Source organism: Mycobacterium sp. HM-7 (genome assembly GCF_053852335.1).
In genome coordinates this window covers 5,180,963-5,206,035 of sequence record NZ_CM132657.1, presented here as the reverse complement: position 1 = coordinate 5,206,035, position 25,073 = coordinate 5,180,963, and the positions used below count along the sequence as shown (strand labels likewise).

Here is a 25,073-nt window from a genome sequence, read left to right as displayed (position 1 = left end):
TTGTGATCTCGACCGCAACTTGTATGCAACCTTGCATGCAAGTTGATAGCGTCGTCAGGTGGCCATCGAGCAGACCCCCGCCAGCGAGCGCGCCTACCGGGATACCAAAACCAAGATCCTGGTCGGCGCGGTAAAAGGCGGGCAGCTGCTGAGCGAGGTCGAGGTCGCGGCGGAGCTCGGCGTGAGCCGGACCCCGGTGCACGAGGCCTTCCTGCGCCTGGCCGCCGAGGACCTGCTCGACCTGTTGCCCCGCCGGGGCGCGGTCGTCGTGCCGATCCCGCCGCGCGAAGCCACCGACCTGCTCGAGATGCGCCTGGCGCTGGAGGGCAGCGCGGTGCGCCGGCTCTGTCGTTCCGAGGTCACCGCGCAGGCGGCCGCGGCCGAGCTTGCCCGTCTGATCGACCAGCAGCGCGACGCCGCTGCCGACCTGGTGCGGTTCGCCGAGCTCGACGACGCCTTCCACCGGCACATCGTGGACGCCGCGGGCAACTGCATCGCGCAGCGGTTCTACGGCTCGCTGGGGGACCGGCAGCGCCGGATGATGGCCGACGCGGTGCAGGCCGACCGAACCCTCGTGGACCGGCTCATCGCCGAGCACGCCGAGCTGGCCCAGACCATCGACGCCCGCGACGCGGCGGCGTTCGACGCCCGACTGCTGGCGCACCTCGAGTCGACGTATGAGGTGGTGCTGCGATGAAGCCGTGGCTCGCCGTTGCCGCCGGGGTCTTCTGCATCGGTTGGGGCGGAAACCAGTTCACCCCGATGCTGATCGAATACGTGCACCGCGCCGGATACTCGCGCGTGGATGTCGACGTCCTGCTGGGTGCCTACGTGCTGGGCCTGATCCCGGGCCTGCTGGTCGCGGCCGCCATGTCGAACCGCTACGGCCGGCGCCCACTGATGATCGCCGGGCTGCTCAGCTCGGCACTGGGCAGTCTGATTCTCGCGACCGGCGAATTGGGCGGATTCCCAGCACTTTTCGTGGGCCGGCTGCTCTGTGGGCTCAGTGTCGGCGTCGCAATGGCTGTCGGCTCGACCTGGATCGCGGAGTTGTCCGCACCGCCGTATGACACGGCCCCGTCGGGCGCCGGCGCTCGCCGGGCTTCGATCTGGCTGTCGCTGGGGCTGGCGATCGGCCCCTTGTGCTCGGGTCTGCTGGCGCAGTTCGCGCCGTTGCCGTTGACCCTGACATATCTGGTACAGGCGGCGCTGTGTGCGCCCGCGCTCTGGCTGGTGTTGACCCGCACGGTGGAGACCCGGGGTGCTCGCGTCAGCGGAGACCTGTTGTCCCAGTTGCGGGTTCCGGCTGCCACGCACCGCCGCTTCGTCCGCGTGGTGGCTCCGATGGCGCCGTGGGTGTTCGGCTCCGCGGCCATCGCGTATGCCATCGTGCCGGCCCTGGTCGCCGACCGACTCGGCTCGTGGGCGCTGCTGTACACCGCGGGCCTCACGGTGCTGACGCTCGCTTGTGGCGTGCTGGTGCAGCCGGTCGCCCGGCGGCTCGATGACCATTCCAGCGCCCGCGCTGTCGTGGTGTCCATGGTGCTGATGTCTGCGGGAGTGTTCGCCGCGGTTGCCACCGCGGTGACGCGCTCACCGGCCATCGCGGTGCTGGTGGCCATGCTGCTGGGCAGTGCCTACGGCATCGCCATCGTGTCGGGGCTGCTGGAGATTCAGCGCATCGCCAAACCCCACGAGTTGGCCGGGGTGTCCGGCGTGTACTACTCGTTGGCGTACGTGGGCTTCCTGCTGCCGGCGGTGCTCGCCGCACTGGCCCACTACGTCAGCTACCCGGCGATGCTCACCGTGGTCGGTCTACTGGCGGCAGTGTGCACCGTGATTTGCGCGGCAGGCTGGTCCAAACACCTGCCGGCCCGCGCTTAGCGGTTACGGAAGACGTTGGCAGCCAGGTAGAGGACGTAGCCGATCACGCCGACGGTCGCGACCTTGCGGGTCTGCGGCACGATCAGGCCGACGCCGAGCGCCGTCTCGATCGATCCGTTGATCTTGAGGTGCTTGTCGATGTCCTGCGGGAACGCCGTCGCGGTGATGGATTGGAACAGCTCCGGCTTGACGAAGTGCGCCAGCCCGGCCAGGGCCAAGCCGATCCCGGCAAGCAGGCCCTTCTTCCCAGCGGTGTTCTTAGCGGCGTCGGTCACTGTGGTCCTCTCTGATCACGAAATCTTGTAGTCGCTCAACGGAAATTCGGATGCTTCGCGGATCGCCGTCTCGGTCGACGACGGCCGCAGCAGCGTGGGCTCGCCCGCGGGGTTGAAGTAATACGAGTGGGCGCTGGCGCAGTTGCCGAGGGTGAACAGCGAGTCGCCGAGCAGTTCGGTCATCCGGTCGAGGAATGTCGTGTTGGCTTCCTCGGTGACTTCGAACGTCGTCGCACCGCGCCGCTTGACCTCGGTGAAAAGCCGGTCCATCAGCCGCATCTGGTACTCCATGGTGTTGAAGAAGTTCAACCCCAGGAAGGCGTACGGGCTGGCCAGGCTCAGGTAGTTCGGGAAGTACGGCATCGAAACGCCCTGATAAGCCTGGAAACGCGTTTCGCGCCACCACTTTCCGAGATCGCGGCCCTCGCGGCCGATCACCTCGATGGCCGGGAAGTTGGCCTCCCACAGGTCGAAACCGGTGGCGAGCACCAAGGTGTCGATCTCGACCTTGACGCCGTCGTTGCCGATGATGCCGTCGGCGACGATGTGGTCGATGCCGGCGTCCTGCAGGTGCACATTGGGCCGGTTGAAGGCCTGGTAGTAGCCGTTGCTGAAAGTCGGCCGCTTGCAACCGAAGTCGTAGTCCGGGGTCAGCCGGCGGCGCAGCTCCTTGTCGCGGATGACGAAGAACCGGTGCATCTTCGACAGGTCGGATGCCGAGATGTTGAAGCGGCCGCGGAACATGCCGTAGTGCCGGACCCCGACGGACACCATGACCTCGTAGATCGAGTCGGTGAGCCAGCGAAGTACGCGCTGCGTCAACGGGAATCGGGCGAACATCTTCTTGGCCCGGGCGCCGAAGCGCGGGTCGATCTTGGGGACCACCCAGATCGGCGTGCGCTGGAACACCGTGAGGTCGGCGGCGGTCTTGGCCAGTTCGGGGATCAACTGCACGGCGGTGGCGCCGGTGCCGATGACCGCGACGCGCTTGCCCGCCGGGTCGTAGTCGTCGTCCCAGTCGGTGGTGTGGATGACACGGCCGTCGAAGCTCTCGATACCCGCAATCGCCGGGATGTTCGGCTGCGACAGGAAGCCCGTGGCAGTGATCAGATAGCGGGCGCTGAGGGTCCCGCCGTCGGCGACGCTGATGCGCCAGAGCGAGGCCTCCTCGTCCCAGCGGGCGCCGTTGACGACGACGTTGAACTGGATGTGCCGGCGCACGTCGTACTTGGCCGCGACGTCGTCGGCGTACCGCTTGATCTCGGGGCCCGGGGTGAACAGGCGCGACCAGTTCGGGTTGGGCTCGAAGAAGTACGAGTAGGTGGTGGTGGGCACGTCCACCGCGAGGCCGGGGTAGTGGTTGACGTACCAGGTGCCGCCGAGGTCGTCCTCGCGCTCCAGGATGGTGAAGTTCTCGATCCCGAGTCGTTTGAGCTGGATGGCCGCACCGATACCGGCAAACCCTGCGCCGACGATGACCGCGTCGAACTGCTGCGTCGTCATAGTCAGACGGTACCTCAGGTACCGCTTCGCGCCACGAACACAAGAGCCGCGGCAACCGCCAGCGCGGGGACGTCCAGGGTTTTGGATCCCAGGTCATGCCGGGCCCCGGTGATCTCGATGAGCTCTGTCGGCGCCGGGATCAGCTGGGCCGCGGCGGTGAGCTCGTCGATGCTGCCGAACGGGTCCGCCGTGCCATGCGTGAAGACCGTCGGGACCTCGATCTGGCCGAGGTGCTCGGTGCGCGCGCGCTCGGGCTTGCCGGGCGGGTGCAAGGGATAGGAGAACAGCGTCAGCGCCGCCAGGTCGGCGCCCTGAGCCGCCACCATCGACGTCATCCGGCCACCGTAGGAATGGCCGCCGGCGATGACCGGCCCATCGGTCAGCGTGTGCGCCAGTTCGATGGCCTCGATGATGCCCTGCTGATCCGATGCCGCCGAGTTGGACGGCGGCCCCTTCGGGCGGCGGCGCCGGTAGGGCAGGTTGTAACGGATCGCGAGCCAGCCGTGGCGGGCCCATTCGTCGCAGAGCCGGATGATCAGCGGCGCATCGCGGTTGCCGCCGGCGCCGTGGGTGAGCAGGACCGTGCCCTTGGGCGTGCCGGAGGGCTCGTGCGCGACGCCCGCGATGGTCTCAAGCGCTGACTGGATGCTCTTCGCGCGAGCGCTCATCGCTGCTGCAACCGGAAGAGCGCGTTGACCGGACCATGGCCGTGACCCAGCGGATAGGCGGCCCGCAGGCATTCGGTCACCCAGCTCTTGCCGAACGCCACCGCGTCGGGCACCGAAAAACCATGTGCCAGTGCGCAAGCCGTGGCCGCGGCGAGCGTGTCGCCGGCGCCGTGGTCATGACCGGTGTCGATGCGCTCGGTGGTGAACTCGTGGAAGTCACTGCCGTCGTACAGCAGGTCCGGGCTCTGATCGCTGGACCGCAGATGCCCGCCCTTGACCAGGGCCCATTTCGGGCCCAGGTCGTGCAGGGCCTTGGCGGCGTCGCGCTGGCTGGCCTCGTCCACGACGTCGATGCCGGTGATCAGCCGCACCTCGTCGAGGTTCGGGGTGACCAGGGTGGCGATCGGAAACAGCTGGGTGCGAACCGAATCCAGCGCGCTCGGGTGCAGCAGCGGGTCACCGTGCATCGACGCGCACACCGGGTCGACGACCAATGGGATATCGCCGTCGAGACTCTGCCACGTGTCCGCGACCGCACCGATGATCTCGGCCGAGGCCAGCATGCCGGTCTTGGCGGCCTGGATGCCGATGTCGTCGGCCACTGCGGTGATCTGGCCGCTGATGATGTCCAGCGGCAGCTCGTGAAAACCCTTGACCCCCACCGAGTTCTGCACCGTCACCGCGGCGACGGCGACGCACCCGTGCACGCCGAGCATCGCGAAGGTGCGCAGGTCGGCCTGGATGCCGGCGCCACCGCCGGAATCCGAACCGGCAATGGTCATCACCCGCAGGGGCGTCTGGCCCGGCGGGGTCAAGGGCAGGAAGTTCACTTCGACATCACGGAGCCAAGGGTAGATACACGCGGTTCCCGTGGTCGGCGAACTCCTGTGATTTCTCGGCCATGCCCTGCGCGATCTCATCCGCGTAATCGGGTGCGACCCCGTCCGGGTAGGCGTCGCGGATGTCCTGAGTGATGCGCATCGAGCAGAACTTCGGGCCGCACATCGAGCAGAAGTGCGCGGTCTTGGCGGGCTCGGCGGGCAGCGTCTCGTCGTGGTACTCGCGGGCGGTGTCCGGGTCGAGCGACAGCGCGAACTGGTCGTGCCAGCGGAACTCGAAGCGGGCCTGCGACAGCGCGTTGTCGCGGTCCTGGGCGCCGGGGTGCCCCTTGGCCAGGTCAGCGGCGTGCGCGGCGATCTTGTAGGCGATCACCCCGTCCTTGACGTCCTTGCGGTTGGGCAGGCCCAGGTGTTCCTTCGGGGTGACGTAGCACAGCATCGCGGTACCGGCCTGGGCGATGATCGCCGCGCCGATGGCCGAGGTGATGTGGTCGTACGCGGGCGCGATGTCGGTGGCCAGCGGGCCCAGCGTGTAGAACGGGGCCTCTTCGCAGAGTTCCTCTTCCAGGCGCACGTTCTCGACGATCTTGTGCATCGGGACGTGACCCGGGCCCTCGATCATCACCTGCACGCCATGGTTTTTCGCGATCTTGGTGAGCTCGCCCAGGGTGGTCAGCTCGGCGAACTGGGCCTCGTCGTTGGCGTCGGCGATCGAGCCGGGACGCAGACCGTCACCGAGGGAGAAGGTGACGTCGTAGCGCTGCAGGATTTCGCACAGCTCTTCGAAGTGTGTGTACAGGAACGACTCCTGGTGGTGCGCCAGGCACCACGCCGCCATGATCGAGCCGCCGCGGGAGACGATGCCGGTGACGCGCTTGACCGTCAGCGGGATGTAGCGCAGCAGCACGCCGGCGTGCACGGTCATGTAGTCGACACCCTGCTCGCACTGCTCGATGACGGTGTCGCGGTACAGCTCCCAGGTCAGCAGGGTGGGATCGCCGTTGACCTTCTCCAGCGCCTGGTAGATCGGCACGGTGCCCACCGGGACGGGGGAGTTGCGCAGGATCCACTCGCGGGTCTGGTGGATGTCCTTACCGGTGGACAGGTCCATGATCGTGTCGGCGCCCCAGCGGGTGGCCCACACCATCTTGTCGACCTCTTCGGAGATCGAGGAGGTGACGGCGCTGTTGCCGATGTTGGCGTTGACCTTCACGGCGAAGGCCTTGCCGATGATCATCGGCTCCAGCTCGGGGTGGTTGTGGTTGGCAGGAATGATGGCTCTGCCGATCGCAACTTCTTGCCGAACTAATTCGGCTGGCACCCCCTCACGCTCGGCGATGAAGGCCATCTCGGCGGTGATCTCGCCGTTGCGGGCACGCTGCAGCTGGGTGCCGCGGTCTTTGACGACGCCGGGGCGGGCGGGCAGGCCCTTCTCCAGGTCGATGGTGGCGGTCTCGTCGGTGTACGGACCCGAGGTGTCGTACAGGTCGAGGTGGTCGCCGGTGGTCAGGTTGACCCGCCGGAACGGGACCTTCCCGCCGTCGGGAAGCTCCCGGTAAACCTTGGTGCTGCCCTGGATGGGGCCGCAGGAAAGGTCGTTGAATACAGCAATTGTGGACATCTGCTTACTCCCTACGCCGGCATTACCCGGTCAGGTTCATACGGTCGACGGCGCCATACAGCCGTCCTCTCAGCGCACCAAGGTGTGCGCTCCCGCGCGGACAGGTCCACCGTAACGGATGGTTTCCTGCGTCACACCAACTCGTACGTAACGCACAGCTTGAGATGCCCGTATACCGGGAATCGAATTGTCATGAGGTCGTTTGTATAGCTAACATATGTTTTTCTGATATTGGAGCGAACCCGACTGATGACGACTGAAACCGAGCTCACCGAGCAGAGTGACACCGCGCTCGCGGCAACCGCCCGCCGCCGCGTCCAGATGGACCACGACCACCCGCATTACAAGTGGGTCGTACTGTCCAACACCACGCTGGGCACGCTGCTGGCCACCATCAACGCGTCGATCGTGCTGATCTCGCTGCCCGCCATCTTCCGGGGCATCGGGCTGAACCCGCTGGCGCCGAGCAACGTCAGCTACCTGCTGTGGATGCTGATGGGCTACCTCGTGGTCACCGCCGTCCTGGTGGTGCCGTTCGGCCGGCTCGGGGACATGTACGGCCGGGTCCGCATCTACAACCTCGGCTTCGTCGTCTTCACCCTGGCGGCCGTCGCGCTGTCGTTCGATCCGTTCCACCTCGGTGGCGGCGCGATCTGGCTCATCGCCTGGCGGGTCATCCAAGGCGTCGGTGGCGCCATGCTGATGGCGTCGTCGTCGGCGATCCTGACCGACGCCTTCCCTGCTAATCAGCGCGGCATGGCGCTCGGCGTGAACATGGTGGCCGCCGTGGCCGGGTCCTTCCTCGGTCTGCTGATCGGCGGCTTCCTCTCCGAGTGGGAGTGGAAGGCCGTGTTCTGGGTCGGCATCCCGATCGGCGTGATCGGCACCGTCTGGAGCTACCGCTCACTGCGCGAGTTGGGCTCGCGGTCGCCCGGCAAGCTGGACTGGGCCGGCACGGTGACGTTCGGGCTCGGCCTGACGGTGCTGCTGCTCGGCATCACGTACGGCATTCAGCCGTACGGCAATTCGCCGACGGGCTGGGGGAGCCCCGCGGTGCTCGGGTCCATCGGCGTCGGGCTGCTGCTGTTGGTCGCGTTCTGCTTCGTCGAGCTCAAGGTCGAGTCGCCGATGGTCGACATGCGACTGTTCAAGTCGGCGACCTTCGGCATGGGCAACCTGGCCGGGCTGTTGTCCTCGGTGGGCCGCGGTGGGCTGCAGTTCATGCTGATCATCTGGCTGCAGGGCATCTGGCTGCCGCTGCACGGCTACGACTTCGAATCGACCCCGCTGTGGGCGGGCATCTACCTGTTGCCGGCGACCATCGGCTTCCTGGTGGCGGCGCCCGTCGCCGGCACCCTGTCCGACCGCTTCGGTGCCCGGCCCTTGGCGGTCGGCGGCATGTTGCTCATGGCGGTGACCTTCGTTGCGCTGCTGTTGATCCCGGTCAATTTCGAGTACTGGGAATTCGCGCTGCTGGTGTTCCTCAACGGCGTCGGCGGTGGCATCTTCACCGCGCCGAACACCGCGGCCATCATGTCGAGCGTGCCGGCCGATCAGCGGGGCGCGGCCTCAGGTGTGCGGTCGACGTTCTTCAACGCCGGCAGCTCGTTGTCGATCGGCATCTTCTTCTCACTGATGGTCGTCGGGCTGGCCGGTACCCTGCCGGCCGCGCTGTCCAGTGGCCTTCAGCAGCAGGGGGTTTCGGCTGACGTCGCGCAGCAGGTGGCGGAATTGCCGCCCGTCGGCAGCCTGTTCGCGGCGTTCCTGGGTTACAACCCGGTGGGCGAGTTGCTGGCCCCGTTCCACGCCCTGCAACAGCCCGGCGTCAACGCCGCCACGCTGACCGGCCAGAGCTTCTTCCCGCAGTTGATCACCGAACCGTTCCACTCCGGCCTGGTCGTGGTGTTCGGCGCGGCGGCGGTCATGATGCTGCTCGGCGCGGTCGCGTCGATGTTCAACCCGGGCACTTACGCGACGGAGCCCGGCGCCGACAACCAGGCTTAGTTTCCGTCACGCCGGTCAGCGGTCGAAAATGGCTGACAGGTAATCGGATTCGGGTATCGACTGGCACGCCAGCCGGACCCCGATGCCGAGTTCGTAGTCGTCGAGGGTGTCGTTGATCCGCATGCTGACCTCACCCTCGCGGACGGTGTATGCGCAGGCGCCGCAGTTGCCTTCACGGCATGCATAGGGTGCGTCGATGCCGCGGGCCAGGAGGGTGTCGAGCAACACTTCGGTCTTGGGCCACGTGATTTCGTGGGTTTCGCCGTCGATTTCGACGGTCGCGGCCGCGGACTCTGCGGCGGCGCTCGAAGGACTCCGTTCTGGGTTGGCGAAGGCGTCCGTGGTCAGGGAGACGAAAACCTCGCGGTGCACGTGCTCGCGGGCGACGCCGGCGTGGTGCAGGGCTGCCGCGGCCACATCCATGAATGCGGCCGGACCGCACAGATACGCCGCGGTACCTGCGCCCGGCGTCTCGGGCAGCAATGCGCGCAGCCCGGCCTCGGTGGGAAGGCCGGACTCCGACTCGAGCCAGTGGGCGATGGTCAGCCGGTCCGCATGCGCGGCAATCAGTTCCGACAACTCGGCGTCGAAAATGACCGAATCACGGTCGCGGTTGGCGTAGACGAGTGTCGCCCGGCGGGCGGACTGTAGGAGTACGGCGCGGATCATCGAGATGACCGGCGTGATGCCGCTGCCGGCGGCCACGAAAATCAGCTCGGTCTCGGCGGGGCGGACAGTGAAAGCGCCTGCGGGCGTGAGTGATTCCAGCGTCATTCCGGCCGTGGCGTGGTCGCACAGCCAATTGGATGCGAGCCCGCCCGAGGTGCGCTTCACAGTCACTTTCAGGTGCTCGTCGGTAGTGGGGCTGCTCGACAGTGAGTAGCACCGCGAGACCGCGCCGTCCGACGCCGGGATACGCAGTGTCAGGAACTGCCCGGCCTGATAGGCGAAGTGTTCACGGGCATCGTGCGCGGCGGCCAGGACCAGCGACACGGCGTCGCGCGTCTCGGTGATCACCTCGACCACGGTCAACTCGTGCGTTGCGGTCATGGGAATTCCTTCCGTCGTAGGGCCAGGTCAGATTGTCGCCGCTGACTGTGCCATTGACAAATGGCACAGTCGATGGTGTCCTTTTGCCGTGACGGAAACCGATCGGGCAACGTTGCCCGAAGTACCTACCCGTGCGTCGCTGCGTGCGACCGTTTCGGCCACGGTGGCCCGGTGGACGCTGGGGAATCTGACCAGTGTGATCCCCATGAACCAGCCCGGTGTGTGGTTCGGGCGCGGGCTCATCGCCACCATCATGGAAACCTTCGGGTCCATGCCGGGCGGCACCCGGATCATCCCCGTTCGCACGCCCGCGATGCGGGGCGAATGGGTGTTGGGCCCGGGCGTGGAGTTCGGCAACCGTGCCGGTTACTACGTGCACGGCAGCGCGTACGTCATCTGCTCGGCACGTACCCACCGCAAGCTGGTGGCGCGCTTGTCCGAGGCGACCGGCCTGCCGATGTTCGTGGTGGACTACCGCCTGGCCCCTGAACACCGCTTCCCGACTGCGGCCGAAGACGTCGAAGCCGGATACCGCTGGCTGCTGTCGGAAGGCTATGCGGCCTCCGACATCGTGATGGGCGCCGACTCGGCCGGTGGCCACCTGACGTGCGACATGCTGCTGGCGCATGCCGGCGACGCGAACTTCCGGCCTGCGGGAGTGGTGTTGTTCTCGCCACTGATCGACGTGACGCTCGGGCTCGCCCTGGAACAGGAGAAGGCGACGTACCGCGATCCGGCGATGTCGGCGAGCGCGGCTGCCCGCATGGTCGGGCTGTACACCGAAGGCCAGAACCTGGCTGATCCGCGACTGCGACTCGACTTCACGAAAGCGGACTTGTTGCCGCCCATTCTGATTCAGGTCGGTGGCTTCGAGATGCTGCGCGCCGACGCCCGTTACCTCGATGCGGAGCTGCGGCGGGTCGGCGGCGCCAGCACGCTCGAGGTCTGGCCCGGCATGGTGCACGTCTTCCAGGCCCTGCCGCATCTGGCCCCGGAAGCCGCACCGGCTCTGGGCCGTGCCGCGGCCTTCATTGCCGATGCCTACAGACGATCCAACAAACTCGAAGAGGTGAGCTGATGATCGGCCTCGATACGATCCTCAATGTCTTTCGCGGCCAACGCCGCTCGGACAAGGCGAAGGCGGTGGTCACCGGCGCCGGCAGCGGCATCGGGCGATCGTTCGCCCTGGAGCTGGCGCGGCGGGGTGGCGAGATCATCTGTGCCGACATCAGCATGGAGCGCGCCAACGAGACCGTCGCGCTGATCGAGCAGCTGCCGACCGGCAAGGGTCACGCCGTGCAGTGCGACGTGTCCGACCGCACCGCCATCGAACTGCTGGCCAAGCAGGCGCAGGAGATCTTCGGCGGCGCACCGACCCTGGTGATCAATAACGCCGGTGTCGGCATCGGCGGAAAACCGGTGGGCGACATCGGCTTCGAGGACTGGGACTGGGCCCTCGGCATCAACCTGTGGGGCGTTGTCTACGGCTGCGAGGTCTTCACTCCGCTGCTGCGGGAGGCCGGCAAGGGCGGCATCATCAACGTGGCCTCGGCGGCCGGATTCGCCGCCGCGCCGTCGATGGCGGCCTACAACGTCTCCAAGGCCGGCGTGATGTCGCTGTCCGAAACCCTGGCCGCCGAACTCGACGGCACGGACGTCGCCGTCACCGTGCTGTGCCCAACCTTCGTGAAAACCAACGTCTTCACCGACGGCCGCATCACGCCCGGCTCGATGAGCCTGAGCCAACAGCTGGCCCGCTGGACCGGCCTGTCCGCAGACAACGTCGCCGCCCGCACCCTGGACGCGCACGACGGCGGCCGCCTGTACGTGGTGCCCCAACTCGACGCCACCGTCATCTGGCACCTCAAGCGACACTTCCCCGCCCTGTACGTCCGCGGCGCCGGACTGCTCGGCCGACTTCTTCCCGAGAACTGAAAGGACACATCATGGCAATGGATCTCGATGAGATGTTGCAGCGGATCAAAGACAAGCAGTGGGCCCTGGCCGACATCGACTGGGATGCCCCGGGAGCCGAGCTGATCGAGCCCGAACTGTGGGCCAAGCTCAAGCCGTTCATGACCGATCTGATGTGGATCGAGAACGTCGGTGCCCGTGGCTTCGCCGCGCTCGCCAAGAAGGCCCCGACGCCGACGCTCAAGAGCATCTACGAGCACTTCCATGCCGAGGAGCAGAAGCACGCCAACGCCGAGCTGGCGCTGATGCGGCGCTGGGGCATGCTCGAGAACGACGAGGTGCCGCCGCCGAGCGTCAACGTGCAGCTGGTGATCACCTGGCTCGACAAGTTCTCCGACGGCATGTCGCTGTCGATCCTCGGCACCGTCATCCCCATGCTCGAAGTGGCGCTGGACGGCGCGCTCATCAAATTCATCACCGATGAGGTCAAGGATCCGGTGGCGCAGGAAGTGTTCAAGCGGATCAACTCCGACGAATCCCGCCACCTCGCCGTCGATTTCGAGGTGATGGACATCATCGGGCACTCGGGCATGCGCAAGCTGGCCGTCGATTTCGTCGGCAGCTGGATGAACCCGGCGCTGGTCGTCGGCACCTTGAGCTACTTCCCCCTGCTCAACAAGATGCGCGACAACATCGTCGCGATGGGCGTCGACGAGGAGCGCCTGTACCAGGCGATGCGCCGCTTCCAAAGTGTCGGTGAGCGAAGCGCTTTCGCGCGCCGGGTGCCCATGTACCGGTTCGTCTCATGGCACGCAAAGAAGGTGATCGACCGCACCTCGAAGTACCACTGGCTGGCTGACTCGCTGGTGGTGGTCACCGGCGCCATTCCGATGCCGTTGGTGCGCAACACGCCGAGCTGGTCGAACGAGATGACCTACGAGCCGGTCGCGTAAAGGAATACAGCAATGACACTTTCGACAGCCATCATCGGTGCCGGGTTCGCCGGCATCGGCGCCGCCATCCGGCTCAAAGAGCAGGGCATCAGCGACTTCGAGATCTTCGAACGCGGTACCCGGGTCGGCGGCACCTGGCGTGACAACACGTATCCCGGTGCGGCGTGCGACATTCCGTCGCGTTTGTACTCGTACAGCTTCGCGCCCAACCCCGAATGGTCACATACCTACTCGGGCAGCGCCGAAATCCTCGGCTACATCGACACGATGGTCGAGTCCGCGGGTATCGCGCCGCACATCCGCTTCGGCCACAACGTCACCGGTGTGGAGTACGACGAGGTGGCGGGGGAATGGACCGTCAACTTCGAGGGACGCGAGCCGGTCCGGGCGCGCACCGTCATCGTCGCCTCGGGGCCGCTGGCGAACGTGAGCTTCCCGAAGATCACCGGTATCGAGACCTACGAGGGTCACAAGATCCACAGTGCCCGTTGGGATCACGACTACGACTTCACCGATAAGAAGGTCGCGGTCGTCGGCACCGGCGCCAGTGGTGTGCAGATCGTGCCGGAGCTGGTGAAGGTCGCCAAGTCGGTCAAGGTCTTTCAGCGCACCCCGGGTTGGGTGATCCCGCGTGCCAACAGCTCCACCTCCGGTTGGCTGAAGCGAATCTACAAAGACGTGCCCTTCGCCGAGAAGCTTGCCCGCTCTGCCTGGTTCTGGGGCCATGAGTCGGTCGCGCTCGGCGTGGTCTGGGACAGCCCGTTCACGCGGGTGGTCGAGGCGCTGAGCCTGGCGAACCTGCGTATGCAGGTCAAGGATCCGTGGCTGCGTCGCCAGCTGAAGCCGGACTTCTCGGCCGGCTGCAAGCGGCTGTTGATGACCAGCGACTACTACCCGGCACTGCAGGCCGACAACTGCAAGCTGGTGACCTGGCCCATTGCCCGGTTGTCGCCCAAGGGAATTCGCACTGTGGAGGGCGTCGAGCACCAATTCGACGCCATCGTGTTCGCCACGGGCTTCGAGGTGTCCAAGGCCGGCACCCCGTTCCCCGTCATCGGCATCGACGGCAGGGAGCTGGCCGCGGAATGGAGCCGGGGCGCGTACGCCTACCGCAGTGTCGCGGTATCCGGTTATCCGAACCTGTATTTCACCTTCGGACCCAACTCGGGCCCCGGCCACAGCTCCGCATTGGTGTACATGGAGGCGCAGATCGACTACATCGTCGAGGCCATCTCGAAGCTGCTGCAGTTCGGCTGGAAGGCGCTCGACGTACGGCCCGAGGTGCAGGCCAGCTACAACGAGGACATCCAGCAGCGGCTGCAATCCACGACGTGGAACTCCGGCTGCCAGAGCTGGTACCTGACCGACGACGGTTTCAACGCGACGATGTTCCCCGGGTTCGCCACCCAGTACGTCAACCAGTTGAAGAGCGTCAATCTGCACGACTTCAAGATCACTGCTGAACAGACCAGCGGTGCGTCAGTCCTGACCGCATAGAATCCGCTGGTGGCTGAGTACCGGATCGACGACCTCGCGCGCGAAGCGGGGACGACAACCCGGAACGTCCGCGTCTACCAGGAGAGCGGCCTGCTGCCCCGGCCTCAGCGCCGGGGCCGGGTCGCGATCTACACCGACCGGCACCTGAGCCAGTTGCAGGCGATCGTCCGCCTGCTCAGCGAGGGCTTCACCGTCAAACACATCCTCAAGTTCCTCACCGGCCTGCAGCGCGGTGAGGGGCTCGTCGAGGTGCTGGACCTGGCCGAGCTCGAGGAGCTGGTTATCGCGCCGTGGTCGAATCCCGAGGCACAGACCATGACGCGCCAAGAGTTGGAGATGCAGCTCGGCCGGCTGGACGGTGCGACCATCCGCCGGCTGGTCGCCGGTCGGATCATCGAGTCCACGGACGACAAGGACACCTACCTGGTCCCCGACCGCCGCGTGATCGACGACTTCGCCAGGCTCATCTCCCGCGGCATGCCATTGGCGGCGATCCTGAAGACCACTACGGCGGTCGACAAGAAGCTCGACGACGCGGCCCGGGCCATGACCCGGGCCGGACACACCGAGGTGGTCCGGCAGCGGGGGCCGGGCTGGTACCCCAGCAACGACGTCGAGCTTGCCTGGGCCGCCGATCTCATCGACGCCATGCGCCGCGTATCTCGCCGATCTGCCCACGCTAGCCTTGACCGCGCGTTAGATGAAGCGGTGCGGGCCGAGCTTCGGCAGTACCAGCAGGAGGCCAAGGATCAGGGGGCTCCTGCCGAACGGAAGGCGTGAGTCATGGCAGGGGCACACGAAGCTGGGGCTGAGTCCGGCAAACGGAAGCGACGCGGACCGAAGTCACTCGTCCAAGCAGTGTTCGCGTTGATGGATGACGTCGCCGAGCTACGGAAGTCGTCGCAATACATCGCCGACAACATCGCTGCTCTGAGCGTGAGTGCTGCCGGTATCGACCGGCACGCGGAATTGATCGCCAGCCAGATCACGACCCTGACCGAGGCCGCGGCCGGCATCGACACGTCCGCCGAGAAGATCGCGTTCGGCGCGAATTCGATTGCCGCGACCCTGCCGAGCCTGCAGCGACTCGCCGAAGTCGTGGAGCCCCTCGACAACACGGTGGCTCGGCTCGGGTGGTTCGTCGACCGGATACCCGGCGGCAAGCGGAGCTAGCACAACCCCATTGACAACCGTTGCGGCGGGGCGTTAGCGTCGAGTAGCGAGTAGACCGATCGGTATACTGCTGCCGGGGTGTCAACGGCGCCAAGGGAATAGGGGAACGTCATTGGCTGATGTGGAGACGCCCGCAACTAGATCCCTGGTCCCCGTGACCGGCGTGTTCGGCTGACAGGCCTGGCGGCGAACGGCTATGAACCGCACCATCGGCATCGGTCAACTGCGCAGTGCCACAAGGTATTATCTCGAACTTGCCGCAAGTGGTGAGTCAATCACGGTCAGACGTAGAGGCATTGATGTGGCGTCGATCCATCCCCCGGAGCGTCCGATTCAGGAACGGCGCCGTCGGCTGCCTTCGCCAGGCTACTTGGCGATTCGGGTAGCCCTTCCGGCGTTCCGTGCCGCGGCTGGTCGTTACCTGAACATGGTGGCCAATGGTGCCGTCGTCGAAATTTACGATCACGGTCAGTCGGCCGCCAGAATTACCCGGGTATCCGAGGCATAGTTCGGCAGCAATTTGCCTTGGGCGTCAAGGAAATACCTCAAGCGATGAGGTGTGCCGATCGGCTATTGCTACCCGCTGGAGATCGGAGGAACGTATTCGGTGGACCGGCGGCGCCGCTGGGGCGCTGCCCCGATATAGAGGGGGTGGGCCGTGTACGCACGCTCTACCACTATTCACGCACAACCCTCGGCCATCGACGCGGGAGTGGCTCACCTCCGCGATGAAGTGATGCCCAAACTCCAAGAGCTGGACGGCTTCGTCGGCATGTCGCTGCTCACCGACCATCAGTCTGGCCGCTGCATCGCGGTGACGGCGTGGCAGTCAGAAGAGGAAATGAACGCTGTCGCCGAGCAGGTTCGGCCGATCCGCGAACAGGCGATCGAGATGTTCGGCGGCGCCGCGACCGTCGACGAGTGGGACATCGCCGTGTTGCACCGCGCTCGTCAGATCCCGGAGGGCGCATGTGCGCGGGTGACATGGGGACATGTCGACCCGGCCCACGCCGACGCCGCCATCGACCACTTCAAGATGAACATCGTGCCCGACAGCGAGGCGCTCGAGGGCTTCTGCAGTACCAGCCTGCTGGTCGATCGGAACACCGGCCGCGGCGTGGGCTGCACGACGTTCGACAGCCGAGAAGCCATGGAGCGCAACCGGGATGGGGCGCGCACGATGAAGCAGATGCGCATGAAAGAAGCGGGCGCCGACGAACTCGACGAGGCTGAGTTCGACGTGGCCTTCGCTCATCTGAGGGTGCCGGAACTCGTTTAGCCACTACCTGGGCGACGACGGCCGCTCACGACGGTGAACCCGTGTGAGTGGCCGCCTCGCGCCAATATTGCGAAATGCGGAATCGGACGGCGTCGACATGGAGACAATGCTGACATGCCAGTCGAGTCTTTCGACGATGCAAACATGCTGCACCGGGCGATGCGCGGTCTTGCGGCCACAAAGGCCGGCCGGGTGCTGTTCCGGCCGACGGCGCATCACCTGGACCAGCTGGTCAGCAAGCTGACCGGTGGCAAGCGTAGTTTCGCCGGGATTGCGGCGGGCCTGCCGACCGTCATCCTGACCACCACCGGCGCAAAGTCGGGAAAGCCGCGCACCGTAGCACTTTTGGGAATTCCACACTCCGACGGCGTCGCCGTCGTCGCGGCCAACTACGGCGATGCCAGACACCCCGGCTGGTATCACAACCTCAACGCGAATGCGGCCGCGACGGTGACGCTCGACGGTGATACCTGGGACGCCACCGCCCGCCTGGCCAGGCCCGGCGAGCGCGAAGAAATCTGGGCGAGAGGTATCGATCTCTACCCCGGCCTCACCAAGGAACGGGAGTGGGCCGGGAACCGGCAAATCGAGACGTTTGTTCTCGAGCGACGGTGAGTGGCACACCAGGTCACTGACCCCGGCGGCGTGCAGACCAAGAATGTCCCAAGCGCCGGGCTGCATGCTTCATTCACCACAAAGCAGCAGATCGACGACAGTGTCGCCGAACAAACAGAGAGGTCGAGTCACATGACGCGACGAATCACACGACTGGCCGCGGCGGCACTGTTGTCCGGCGGAATGAGTCTGGCCGCCTTCGGATTGAGCGCCGGCACCGCCCAAGCAGAACCCTCCTCGGGTACCTGGTGTCCGGGCCAGCCGGTCCCCGGAGGCTTCACCGAGGTCGACTGGGACTGGACGACCTGCCACCGGTACAACTTGGTACATCGCGGAACGCCACCTCAGGTCGTTGGCATGACCGCGGAAGACGGCTGGTACGGCGGCCACCCCCACTACCGCACCGTCGCGGGCGAGAACACCAACGCGACCTGCCAATTCTTGGGGTGCCCGTAGTGAAATCGATTGTGAGCGGCTGCATTTCTGCAATCAGAATGGTGCGGGTTCATCCCATTCCTCTGCGGCCAAGGCCATTTCGAGTTCGCGGCACCGGCGCCATTCCTCGCCGGCGATGCGTTCTTCGTTGACCATGCGTGCTTGGTTGACGAGTTGTTGGCGTTCTTGGGCCCGAGTGCGTTGGCGTTTGGGCATGCAGTAGCCGCGCGCGGGTGTGCGTACCGGTTGTTCGGCGATCTCGGGTGTTCCGGTGGGTATGGCCAGTTGTGGATACCAGTGGGCGCCTTCGGGTTTGGTGATGTAGGTGTGCCCGGTGGGGGCGACCCAGACGACGGTTCCGTCGGGGTATTGGTGGTCGCTCCAGCCGTGGAACGTTTTCAACAAATGGTGGAACCGGCATAGGCATTTGAGGTCCGAGGGATGCGTCGGACCGGCCGGATATGGCACGGTGTGGTCGAGGTCGCAGGCCTCGGCGGGCCGGTCACAGCCCGGGAACCGGCAGGTCAGGTCCCGGCAGCGCACGAACTCCGCGAGCTTGGCCGAGGGCCGGTAGCGGGGTTCGGCGGCATCCGGCGGTAGGTCCACCTCGCGGATGGTCGCCCCCTCGGCGAGCCGCGCCACCTGCTCGGCGGGGATCTGCCCGTACCCGGGCAGGAACCCTGGGGCCTGCCCATCCGCTGCCCCAGGCGTAGCGATTACGTGGATGACCGCGCGGGTGCCGACGGTCGGGCCCAGCGGTTCGGCCGCGACCGCCGCGGCGGGGCAGTCGGATTGCCCGCACTCGCACCGCAACCGACCGCCGCGGGCGAGGACGTCGATGGCCGCGGCACGCCGCTGATCATGGCTGCGCGGATCGTCCGTGCAGACCCCGCGGGCCAAGTCATCCAGGACAGCGTCCAGCACGGCGGCGGTCGCGGCATCGACCGTTCCGCAGATGCTCGCCGCCCCCGGGCCGCAGGGGCGAATGTCGAGGTAGCGGGCCTGCGACGGTGGTCGAGGTGCGTGCACGCCCGCCTGGTCGGACGCGGCGATGATCGCGTCGATGCGTTGTTCCATTTTCGGTTTCGACAACCGCCCCCACGCCACGATCTTGGCGGCCAGGTCGGCGTCGACCTGCCCGGCGACGTCGTCGTCGATGATCAGGTCGGTGCGGGCGACGATCATCGCGACCATCACCGCATCGATCAGGCCTTTGGCGTAGACGGCCGCCACCTTGGGCAGGCGGGTGCGCAGCATCACCGCCCGATCCACCTGCGCCTGCGCCCGCTTGCGGGACACCCCCAACGCGGCGGCAACCTCGACCACCAGCCCGGCATAGCCGTCGATCGCCCAATACCTCTTCTCGATGTCATCGTCGGGGGCTCGCAGCTCCCACAGGTCACCGATCGCCGCCAGTCGGCGGGCGCCGGCGGCGTTCTCCTCCCGGGTCGAGAGGGTGATCGCGTCGACCGCCGCGGCCGCGGCGTGGGGACCACCAAATGATTCGCTCATGTGTTCGAACATACGCTCGCCCGCCGACATGAAATGGCGGTCGCGGCGAGCGTGTCATCGCCGACGGTTAGGGTGTCTAAATAGAAGGGGCGCAGCGTGATTGGAACCGACAGACCGCTGCGGGAAGGGTGGGGCTGGATCGTCGACGGTTAGCTCGGCTAGCCACCCAGGCCTCGGGGCGACCCGCCAGGGGAGGACGGCCCACCGAACAATCCACGGACCGCGACAGTCGGACCGGCACGTACCGGTTAGTCGACCTAATCGTCAAGGATCGTTGCGCGGACGGGGGAGTGCTGTAGCCCAAGGCGGGATGGGCTCGGCAAGAAATGCCGAGCCCACCTAACCGTCGAGGATCGCCTAGGGGTGCGCGCTGGGCTTGCTCGGCCACCAGATGCGGTTGCCGATCATGGCCATGGCCGCCGGGACCAGCACGGTGCGCACCACGGTGATGTCGATCAGCAGGCCGATGCCGATGGTGAACCCGATCTGCAGCAGGTTGATCACCCGGCCGCTCATCAGCGCGAACATGGTGAGCGCGAAGACGATTCCGGCGGTGGTGATGACGCTGCCGGTGCTGCCGAAACTGCGCATGATCCCGCGGATCATCCCGTCGCCGGACTCGTCCCGGATGCGTGCGGCAAACAGCATGCTGTAGTCCGCGCCGACGGCGATCAGCGCCATGAAGGACACCGGGAACACCGACCAGTCCACGTCGACGCCGATGATGTGCTGCCACACCAGCACACTGACTCCGGCGGCGGCGGTGAATGACAGCGTCACCACCGCGACCATGAACACCGGCGCGAGGATGCTGCGCAGCAGCACGACCAACACCAGTAGCACGCCCAGGATCGCGACGATGCCGTACAGGGCGAAGTCGTGCCACACCTGGTCCCGCATGTCGGCCGACAGCGTGGCCAGACCGGTGGTGGCGAAACGTGCTGTCTGCAAGGAGGTTCCGGAGGCGGCCTGAGTCGCGGCCGGGGCCAGTGCGCGGGACGTGTCGAGCGCCTGGGCGCTGTACGGATTGATCTTCCAGATCACCAGCATGCGCGCTGTCTTGCCGTCAGGGGAGAACAGCAGGTCCTGGGCGGCCCGGAACTTCGGGTCGGAAAAGCCCTGTGGCGGAAGGTAGAAGCCGCTCGCCGGGCCCTCGGCGGTGTGCGTGCTCAAGGTCGTCAGATAGTCCGTCGCCTGGCCGAGTCCGTCGGTGAGTCGGCCGGACATGTCGACCACCCGGTCCACGCCGCCCTTGACCTGGTCGAGCCCGACGGCGAGGCGGGTCATCCCGGCGCTGAGCTGATCGGCGCCGCGCACCAGCTCGGTCAGCTGGACACGGGCCTGCGCCGGTGAGCCGCCGGGCAGGTTCGACACCATTTTCTGCAACGTGGCCAACGCATCCCGGATGGCGGGCTCGGCGGCCCGAACCTTGTCGACGGTGACCTGCGGGATCGCGGAGAGGTGCTGGGCCTGCAGCAGCGCTCGGCTGACCGCGCCATTGGAGATCGCGTCGAGGTCGGCGATGTCCGCGCGGGCCCGGCTGCACACCGGGTTCAGCAGACAGTCCGGACCGGGCTCCGGCGAAAGTGCCGAGCCGAGTGCCGAACTCACCAGTCGGCCGGCGTCGGCGACCTGCGCGTTGCCGTCGATGGCCTGCAATGCCGCATCGAGCAATCCGGTGGACGAACTCAGATCGGCCAAGGCCGAGCGCACGTCCACGGTGCCGTCGGTCAGAGTGGCGAGGCCCGCGCCTGCGGCCTGGTATCCGTCCAGGACCTGATGAGCCAGTCCGGTGACTTGCTTTATGCCCGAGACCAATTGAGGAATCTGGGTCACCGCGGAGGCGGCGCCGTCGCGTAACTGGGCGGCGCCGGAATCCAGCCGGTGCATGTCGGGGACAGCCTTGGTGACCTGAGTCTTGGCGTCGCCGAGCCGGTCTGCCACGATGCCGGCCTGGTAGCCGATGGTGGTCTGCGGCAACTGTTTTCCGGCCGGCCGCGTCATCGAGCGGACGTACGCGATCTCGGGCATGCCGGCGAGGCGTCCGGCGACCCGGTCCAGCGCGGCCAGATCGTCGGTGTTCCGCATGTCGTGGTCGGCTGAGACGATCAGGTATTCGGGCGCCGCCTCGTTGACGCCCCAGTGCGCGTAGGTCTTCTGGTAACCGATGGCGCTCTCGGTGTTGTCGAGCTGCATGGAGTTCTCGTCGAAGTTCACCCGGAAGGTCGTGAGAACCGATGCGGCAGCGAGCAACAGCACCATCGACGCCGTCACCAGCACTCCGGAGCGGCGGATCATGGTCGATCCGATCCGGCGCCACCGGCGGTCGTTGAGGGGCCGGGGTTCGGCCAGGCCACGCCTTCCCAGAAGCGAGAGTAGGGCGTAGGGCAGTGACATCGAGACGGCCAGGCCGACGACGATGGCAATGGCGATCGGCGGACCGGCGGCCTTGAACATGCCCAGCTCGGTGAACCCCATCGCCGTGGCGGCCGCTGCGATGGTCAGCATCGACGCGATCAGGATGCCCGAAACCCGCTGTCCGGCTTGCGCTATCGCATCGGTGACGGGCACCTGGCTACGCCGGGCCTCGTGATAGCCCGCCAGGATGAAGATGGCGTAGTCGGTGGCGGCACCGAGCAGCATCGCCGTCATCAGGGAGATGGTGAAGTTAGAGACGGTGAGGACCCCGGTCATGCCGAGCAGTGACACGATCGGGCGGGCCACGCCGAGGGCGATGCCGATGGTCAGCAACGGAACCATGGCAGTGGGCAGGGACCGATAGACCATCAGCAGTACCAGTGTGATCAGCAGGACGGACACCGCGGTGATGATCAGCAGTGAAAAATCCATGGCGCTGAACAGATCTGCCAGCGTCGGTGACGGCCCGGTGAGATACACCCCGACTCCGGGTGGTTTGGGCAGCGCGTTGAGCTGATCGCGGATATCGATGGTGTTCTTGTGCGCCTTGGTCGATCCGACGTCACCGGTGCCGGCGAGGACCAGGTTGATCGCCTTGTGGTCCGGGCTGAGCGCGATGTCGCGCAACTGCGGATTGTCGTAGGTGTCGAGCACGTAGGCGACGTTGGTCTTGTCCCGCTGCAGGGTGGTGACGATGTTCCGGTACAGGGCTTCGTCGGCCGCGTCGATGCCGTGCTCATCGACCAGCACCACGCTGCCGACAGCGGACGACCGGGGGACGCCGAAGGCGTCGGACATCTCACGTAGGGTCTGCGCCGCCTTGATGTTGGTCGGCATGAACGGCGCCGAGCGCGCTGCGACGGTCTGCTCGAGCTGCGGGATGGTCACGTTCAGGAGGCCGGCCAACGCCACCCAGAAACCGATGATCAACCACGCCCATTTCGCACAGAAACGGCTGGTGGTGCCGAAAAACCGGCTGTTGTGTCCCACCCGGACCCCCTCGATTCGAGACCCGAACTACACCGTTCGGTCTACTATTGAGGGCAGACGCTAGTAGACCAATCGGTATGCAAACAATGCTGTAGGACAGGGAGTTACGTCACATGAGTGCCCGCGATCGGCTCGTCGTCACAGCCATCGATCTGATTCGGCGCCAGGGTGTTTCGGGTATGGGGCTCAGTCAGCTGCTCGAACGCAGTGGCGCCGCGCGCCGGTCGCTGTATCTGAATTTCCCCGGCGGCAAGGCCGAACTGGTCGCCGATGCGACCGCATCCGCGGGTCGCATGATGGCCGATGTCATCGACGGCCTGATGAAAGATCGCGAGCCCATTGGCGCGGTCCGGGCTTTCGTCGAGATGTGGATAGCCACTCTGACCAGCAACGACTTCGCCATCGGCTGTCCGATCGTCGCTGCCGCCCTGGGCCGCAGCGAGGCTCCTGAGGCGGCCGACGCGGCCGGTGCGGTCTTCGTCGACTGGGAGAACCGCATCGCCGCCCGGCTGGAGTCCGCGGGTTTGACGGCCGAGCAGGCGGCCCGGCAGGCGACGTTGACGGTCGCCGCCGTCGAAGGCGCGATCATCGTTGCGCAGGCGACCCGGTCGGAACTGCCGCTGCGCAGGGTCGAGGAAGCGCTCGTCGAGTCGGTGGAGCAGCTCCTGAACGGTTAGTCGGCCAGGCAGCCGGAGATGAACCGCGCGATCCGGGCATACGCCTGGCGGCTTTCGGGCAGCCCCGGAAATATGGCCGGAAACGCGTGCAGCTGGCGCGGCCAGGCCGCGACCTCGCATGTGCGTCCGGCCTGGCTCAGCTTCTCTTGCATCCGGATGGCGTCACACAGCAGCGCCTCCGACGCCGAGGCCACGATGAGTGACGGCGGCATCGTCTCCATGGGTCCCGACATGGGTTCCAATCGCGCAATCAGATCTTCTGTGGCGCAGACCCGTGCGGTGATGACGGGCAGGGCCGTGGCGATCCCGAACACGTCCGTCACGGCGTTCGGATGTACCCGGCGTGCCGCGTTGTCCAATTCGAGCAACGGCGAAATACCGACAACCCCTGCGGGAGTGGGCAAGCCGTGCTCGGGCGCGCGCTGTGCGGTGGCGAACGCCAGAAAACCGCCGGCCGAGTCGCCGGCGATGACGACCTTCGCCGGATCGATGCCCTGGCTCAACAGGTGCCGGTATGCGCCGAGGCAGTCCTGGATGGACGTCTCCAGATCGACTTCGGGGTACTGCCGGTACTCGACGTGCACCACCGGCAACGTGGTGACCCGGGCCAGGGTGGCGACGGCAGGGATATGGGTGTTCAGATCGCCGAGGACGAAACCGCCGCCGTGGAAGTAGAGGATGACGCCGTCCGCCGTCGAGGCAGGCAGTTTCAGAAGGGACACCGACTCGACCGGCAGGCCGTTCCAGCTTTCTGCGACCAGCCGGAACTTCCGGTAGGGCCGGACCCGCTGTAGTCGGGCGATCCCGTTCACCCGGCGTCCCACGCGCTCGATGCGCAGAGACGTGGCCTCGAACTCCGCCGCGGTGAGGGCACGAATCAGGATGCGGGCCAGCAGGAGATTCGCGAAGAAGTGGATGACGCGGGCGCGGCGGCTCGTGGGCCCGGCGGCGTAGACAACCGGTAGGGCTGCCATCTACTTCGCCAATTCAACGAGCACGGGCGCGTGATCGCTGGGCTGCTTGCCTTTGCGTTCCTCACGGACGATCTCGCCGTGCTCGACGCGCGCCGCGAATTCCGGTGAGCCCAGTACGAAGTCGATGCGCATGCCCTGCTTCTTGGGGAAGCGCAACTGGGTGTAGTCCCAGTAGGTGTAGACCCCCGGACCCGGCGTGAACGGGCGCACCACGTCCGCGAATCCGGCGTCGTTCATGGCGCGGAACGCTGCCCGCTCCGGCTCCGAGACGTGCGTCGAGTTCGCGAACACCGCCATGTCCCACACGTCCTCGTCGGTCGGTGCGATGTTCCAGTCACCCATCAACGCCAGCGGCAGCGACGGATCGTCGGCCAGCCAGCCGGTCGCCGTGTCCCGCAGAGCGGCAAGCCATTTCAGCTTGTACGGCAGGTGCGGGTCTTCCAGCGTCCGGCCGTTGGGTACGTACAGGCTCCACAGCCGGACCCCGCCGCAGGTGGCGCCTATCGCGCGGGCCTCATCGGCGTCCTGCCACTGCGGCTGGCCGGCGAAACCGATCTGCACGTCCTCGAGTCCGACGCGGGACGCGATGGCCACGCCGTTCCACTGGCTGTGTCCGACGTGCGCGACTTCGTAACCGAGTGCCGCGAACGGCATGGTCGGGAACTGCTCGTCCTTGCACTTGGTCTCCTGCATGGCGAGCACGTCGACGTCCGCGCGGGACAGCCAGTCCGTGACCCGGTCGACCCGGGTGCGGATGGAGTTGACGTTCCAGGTGGCGATACGCATGACGCT

Annotated in this window: 24 protein-coding genes and 1 riboswitch; of the genes, 14 read left to right on the top strand and 10 right to left on the bottom strand. The window is 66.4% G+C overall.

The window, feature by feature from the left end; genetic code table 11:
• The first annotated feature begins 58 nt into the window (after positions 1 to 58).
• Both ACWW1C_RS25135 and ACWW1C_RS25130 read left to right on the top strand, forming a co-directional pair.
• Positions 59 to 697, top strand: coding sequence for a GntR family transcriptional regulator (locus ACWW1C_RS25135; protein WP_455980788.1), 639 nt, complete (start codon positions 59 to 61; stop codon positions 695 to 697).
• Positions 694 to 1,884, top strand: a complete 1,191-nt coding sequence (locus ACWW1C_RS25130; protein WP_455980787.1) for an MFS transporter — start codon at positions 694 to 696, stop codon at positions 1,882 to 1,884. The genes ACWW1C_RS25135 and ACWW1C_RS25130 overlap by 4 nt, the downstream gene beginning before the upstream one ends.
• Here ACWW1C_RS25130 and ACWW1C_RS25125 read toward each other — a convergent pair.
• From ACWW1C_RS25125 to thiC, 5 genes are all read right to left on the bottom strand, one after another.
• Entirely contained in the window at positions 1,881 to 2,159 is a 279-nt protein-coding gene (locus ACWW1C_RS25125) for a hypothetical protein (protein ID WP_455980786.1), read from the bottom strand. The genes ACWW1C_RS25130 and ACWW1C_RS25125 overlap by 4 nt on opposite strands.
• A 15-nt stretch (positions 2,160 to 2,174) precedes the next feature.
• Positions 2,175 to 3,662 carry a flavin-containing monooxygenase gene (locus ACWW1C_RS25120; protein WP_455980785.1) on the bottom strand — a complete coding sequence of 496 codons (1,488 nt, stop codon included), beginning with the start codon at positions 3,660 to 3,662 and terminating at the stop codon, positions 2,175 to 2,177.
• A gap of 14 nt (positions 3,663 to 3,676) precedes the next feature.
• Positions 3,677 to 4,330, bottom strand: a complete 654-nt coding sequence (locus tag ACWW1C_RS25115; protein ID WP_455980784.1) for an alpha/beta hydrolase family protein — start codon at positions 4,328 to 4,330, stop codon at positions 3,677 to 3,679.
• A complete protein-coding gene (thiD, locus tag ACWW1C_RS25110) occupies positions 4,327 to 5,160 on the bottom strand; it encodes a bifunctional hydroxymethylpyrimidine kinase/phosphomethylpyrimidine kinase (protein WP_455980783.1) in 834 nt (277 codons plus the stop codon). Before thiD ends, ACWW1C_RS25115 begins: the two co-directional genes overlap by 4 nt.
• Before the next feature lie 7 nt (positions 5,161 to 5,167).
• On the bottom strand, positions 5,168 to 6,790 hold the full coding sequence (gene thiC, locus ACWW1C_RS25105) for a phosphomethylpyrimidine synthase ThiC (RefSeq protein ID WP_455980782.1): 1,623 nt from the start codon (positions 6,788 to 6,790) through the stop codon (positions 5,168 to 5,170).
• A riboswitch (TPP riboswitch) is annotated at positions 6,782 to 6,896 on the bottom strand. Its footprint overlaps the gene before it by 9 nt.
• Before the next feature lie 143 nt (positions 6,897 to 7,039).
• Between thiC and ACWW1C_RS25100 the strand changes: the two genes are divergently transcribed.
• Positions 7,040 to 8,794, top strand: a complete 1,755-nt coding sequence (locus ACWW1C_RS25100; protein ID WP_455980781.1) for an MFS transporter — start codon at positions 7,040 to 7,042, stop codon at positions 8,792 to 8,794.
• A 15-nt stretch (positions 8,795 to 8,809) separates the two neighbouring features.
• Here ACWW1C_RS25100 and ACWW1C_RS25095 read toward each other — a convergent pair whose 3' ends face one another.
• Positions 8,810 to 9,844, bottom strand: a complete 1,035-nt coding sequence (locus ACWW1C_RS25095; RefSeq protein ID WP_455980780.1) for a 2Fe-2S iron-sulfur cluster-binding protein — start codon at positions 9,842 to 9,844, stop codon at positions 8,810 to 8,812.
• Positions 9,845 to 9,932: 88 nt separating this feature from the next.
• Between ACWW1C_RS25095 and ACWW1C_RS25090 the strand changes: the two genes are divergently transcribed.
• The 10 genes from ACWW1C_RS25090 to ACWW1C_RS25045 all read left to right on the top strand — a co-directional run bounded on the left by ACWW1C_RS25090 (position 9,933) and on the right by ACWW1C_RS25045 (position 17,731).
• Positions 9,933 to 10,922 carry an alpha/beta hydrolase gene (locus ACWW1C_RS25090; protein ID WP_455980779.1) on the top strand — a complete coding sequence of 330 codons (990 nt, stop codon included), beginning with the start codon at positions 9,933 to 9,935 and terminating at the stop codon, positions 10,920 to 10,922.
• A complete protein-coding gene (locus ACWW1C_RS25085) occupies positions 10,922 to 11,779 on the top strand; it encodes an SDR family NAD(P)-dependent oxidoreductase (protein ID WP_455980778.1) in 858 nt (285 codons plus the stop codon). The genes ACWW1C_RS25090 and ACWW1C_RS25085 overlap by 1 nt, the downstream gene beginning before the upstream one ends.
• An 11-nt stretch (positions 11,780 to 11,790) precedes the next feature.
• Complete coding sequence (locus ACWW1C_RS25080; RefSeq protein WP_455980777.1) at positions 11,791 to 12,711, top strand: ferritin-like domain-containing protein; 921 nt, start codon at positions 11,791 to 11,793, stop codon at positions 12,709 to 12,711.
• Positions 12,712 to 12,723: 12 nt separating this feature from the next.
• Entirely contained in the window at positions 12,724 to 14,208 is a 1,485-nt protein-coding gene (locus ACWW1C_RS25075) for a flavin-containing monooxygenase (RefSeq protein WP_455980776.1), read from the top strand.
• Between the two features lie 9 nt (positions 14,209 to 14,217).
• Positions 14,218 to 14,988 (top strand): MerR family transcriptional regulator, encoded by a 771-nt coding sequence (locus ACWW1C_RS25070; RefSeq protein WP_455980775.1) that lies wholly within the window; start codon positions 14,218 to 14,220, stop codon positions 14,986 to 14,988.
• 90 nt (positions 14,989 to 15,078) lie between these two features.
• Entirely contained in the window at positions 15,079 to 15,381 is a 303-nt protein-coding gene (locus ACWW1C_RS25065; protein ID WP_455980774.1) for a hypothetical protein, read from the top strand.
• A gap of 196 nt (positions 15,382 to 15,577) precedes the next feature.
• Complete coding sequence (locus tag ACWW1C_RS25060) at positions 15,578 to 15,889, top strand: type II toxin-antitoxin system Phd/YefM family antitoxin (protein ID WP_455980773.1); 312 nt, start codon at positions 15,578 to 15,580, stop codon at positions 15,887 to 15,889.
• 150 nt (positions 15,890 to 16,039) lie between these two features.
• Complete coding sequence (locus ACWW1C_RS25055) at positions 16,040 to 16,660, top strand: hypothetical protein (protein WP_455980772.1); 621 nt, start codon at positions 16,040 to 16,042, stop codon at positions 16,658 to 16,660.
• Between the two features lie 114 nt (positions 16,661 to 16,774).
• Positions 16,775 to 17,275, top strand: a complete 501-nt coding sequence (locus ACWW1C_RS25050) for a nitroreductase family deazaflavin-dependent oxidoreductase (RefSeq protein WP_455980771.1) — start codon at positions 16,775 to 16,777, stop codon at positions 17,273 to 17,275.
• A gap of 132 nt (positions 17,276 to 17,407) precedes the next feature.
• Complete coding sequence (locus ACWW1C_RS25045; RefSeq protein WP_455980770.1) at positions 17,408 to 17,731, top strand: hypothetical protein; 324 nt, start codon at positions 17,408 to 17,410, stop codon at positions 17,729 to 17,731.
• Positions 17,732 to 17,764: 33 nt separating this feature from the next.
• On the opposite strand, the gene ACWW1C_RS25040 is transcribed toward ACWW1C_RS25045, so the two are convergent.
• Positions 17,765 to 19,222, bottom strand: a complete 1,458-nt coding sequence (locus ACWW1C_RS25040; RefSeq protein WP_455980769.1) for an HNH endonuclease signature motif containing protein — start codon at positions 19,220 to 19,222, stop codon at positions 17,765 to 17,767.
• Positions 19,223 to 19,579: 357 nt separating this feature from the next.
• Positions 19,580 to 22,630, bottom strand: coding sequence for an MMPL family transporter (locus ACWW1C_RS25035; protein WP_455980768.1), 3,051 nt, complete (start codon positions 22,628 to 22,630; stop codon positions 19,580 to 19,582).
• Positions 22,631 to 22,743: 113 nt separating this feature from the next.
• On the opposite strand from ACWW1C_RS25035, the gene ACWW1C_RS25030 reads away from it, so the two are divergent.
• Entirely contained in the window at positions 22,744 to 23,307 is a 564-nt protein-coding gene (locus ACWW1C_RS25030) for a TetR/AcrR family transcriptional regulator (protein ID WP_455980767.1), read from the top strand.
• Here ACWW1C_RS25030 and ACWW1C_RS25025 read toward each other — a convergent pair.
• Positions 23,304 to 24,281 carry an alpha/beta hydrolase gene (locus tag ACWW1C_RS25025; RefSeq protein WP_455980766.1) on the bottom strand — a complete coding sequence of 326 codons (978 nt, stop codon included), beginning with the start codon at positions 24,279 to 24,281 and terminating at the stop codon, positions 23,304 to 23,306. The two genes, ACWW1C_RS25030 and ACWW1C_RS25025, sit on opposite strands and share 4 nt — an antisense overlap.
• Positions 24,282 to 25,067, bottom strand: a complete 786-nt coding sequence (locus ACWW1C_RS25020; protein ID WP_455980765.1) for an exodeoxyribonuclease III — start codon at positions 25,065 to 25,067, stop codon at positions 24,282 to 24,284.
• Between the last annotated feature and the right edge of the window lie 6 nt (positions 25,068 to 25,073).

Excerpts from the sequence above, each read along its gene's own strand:
- ACWW1C_RS25130 (WP_455980787.1), top strand. The coding sequence starts at position 694 with ATGAAGCCGTGGCTCGCCGTTGCCGCCGGGGTCTTCTGCATCGGTTGG.
- ACWW1C_RS25120 (WP_455980785.1), bottom strand. The coding sequence starts at position 3,662 with ATGACGACGCAGCAGTTCGACGCGGTCATCGTCGGCGCAGGGTTTGCC.
- ACWW1C_RS25115 (WP_455980784.1), bottom strand. The coding sequence starts at position 4,330 with ATGAGCGCTCGCGCGAAGAGCATCCAGTCAGCGCTTGAGACCATCGCG.
- thiC (WP_455980782.1), bottom strand. The coding sequence starts at position 6,790 with ATGTCCACAATTGCTGTATTCAACGACCTTTCCTGCGGCCCCATCCAG.
- ACWW1C_RS25100 (WP_455980781.1), top strand. The coding sequence starts at position 7,040 with ATGACGACTGAAACCGAGCTCACCGAGCAGAGTGACACCGCGCTCGCG.
- ACWW1C_RS25095 (WP_455980780.1), bottom strand. The coding sequence starts at position 9,844 with ATGACCGCAACGCACGAGTTGACCGTGGTCGAGGTGATCACCGAGACG.
- ACWW1C_RS25085 (WP_455980778.1), top strand. The coding sequence starts at position 10,922 with ATGATCGGCCTCGATACGATCCTCAATGTCTTTCGCGGCCAACGCCGC.
- ACWW1C_RS25080 (WP_455980777.1), top strand. The coding sequence starts at position 11,791 with ATGGCAATGGATCTCGATGAGATGTTGCAGCGGATCAAAGACAAGCAG.
- ACWW1C_RS25075 (WP_455980776.1), top strand. The coding sequence starts at position 12,724 with ATGACACTTTCGACAGCCATCATCGGTGCCGGGTTCGCCGGCATCGGC.
- ACWW1C_RS25065 (WP_455980774.1), top strand. The coding sequence starts at position 15,079 with ATGGATGACGTCGCCGAGCTACGGAAGTCGTCGCAATACATCGCCGAC.
- ACWW1C_RS25060 (WP_455980773.1), top strand. The coding sequence starts at position 15,578 with ATGAACCGCACCATCGGCATCGGTCAACTGCGCAGTGCCACAAGGTAT.
- ACWW1C_RS25050 (WP_455980771.1), top strand. The coding sequence starts at position 16,775 with ATGCCAGTCGAGTCTTTCGACGATGCAAACATGCTGCACCGGGCGATG.
- ACWW1C_RS25045 (WP_455980770.1), top strand. The coding sequence starts at position 17,408 with ATGACGCGACGAATCACACGACTGGCCGCGGCGGCACTGTTGTCCGGC.
- ACWW1C_RS25040 (WP_455980769.1), bottom strand. The coding sequence starts at position 19,222 with ATGAGCGAATCATTTGGTGGTCCCCACGCCGCGGCCGCGGCGGTCGAC.
- ACWW1C_RS25030 (WP_455980767.1), top strand. The coding sequence starts at position 22,744 with ATGAGTGCCCGCGATCGGCTCGTCGTCACAGCCATCGATCTGATTCGG.
- ACWW1C_RS25025 (WP_455980766.1), bottom strand. The coding sequence starts at position 24,281 with ATGGCAGCCCTACCGGTTGTCTACGCCGCCGGGCCCACGAGCCGCCGC.
- ACWW1C_RS25020 (WP_455980765.1), bottom strand. The coding sequence starts at position 25,067 with ATGCGTATCGCCACCTGGAACGTCAACTCCATCCGCACCCGGGTCGAC.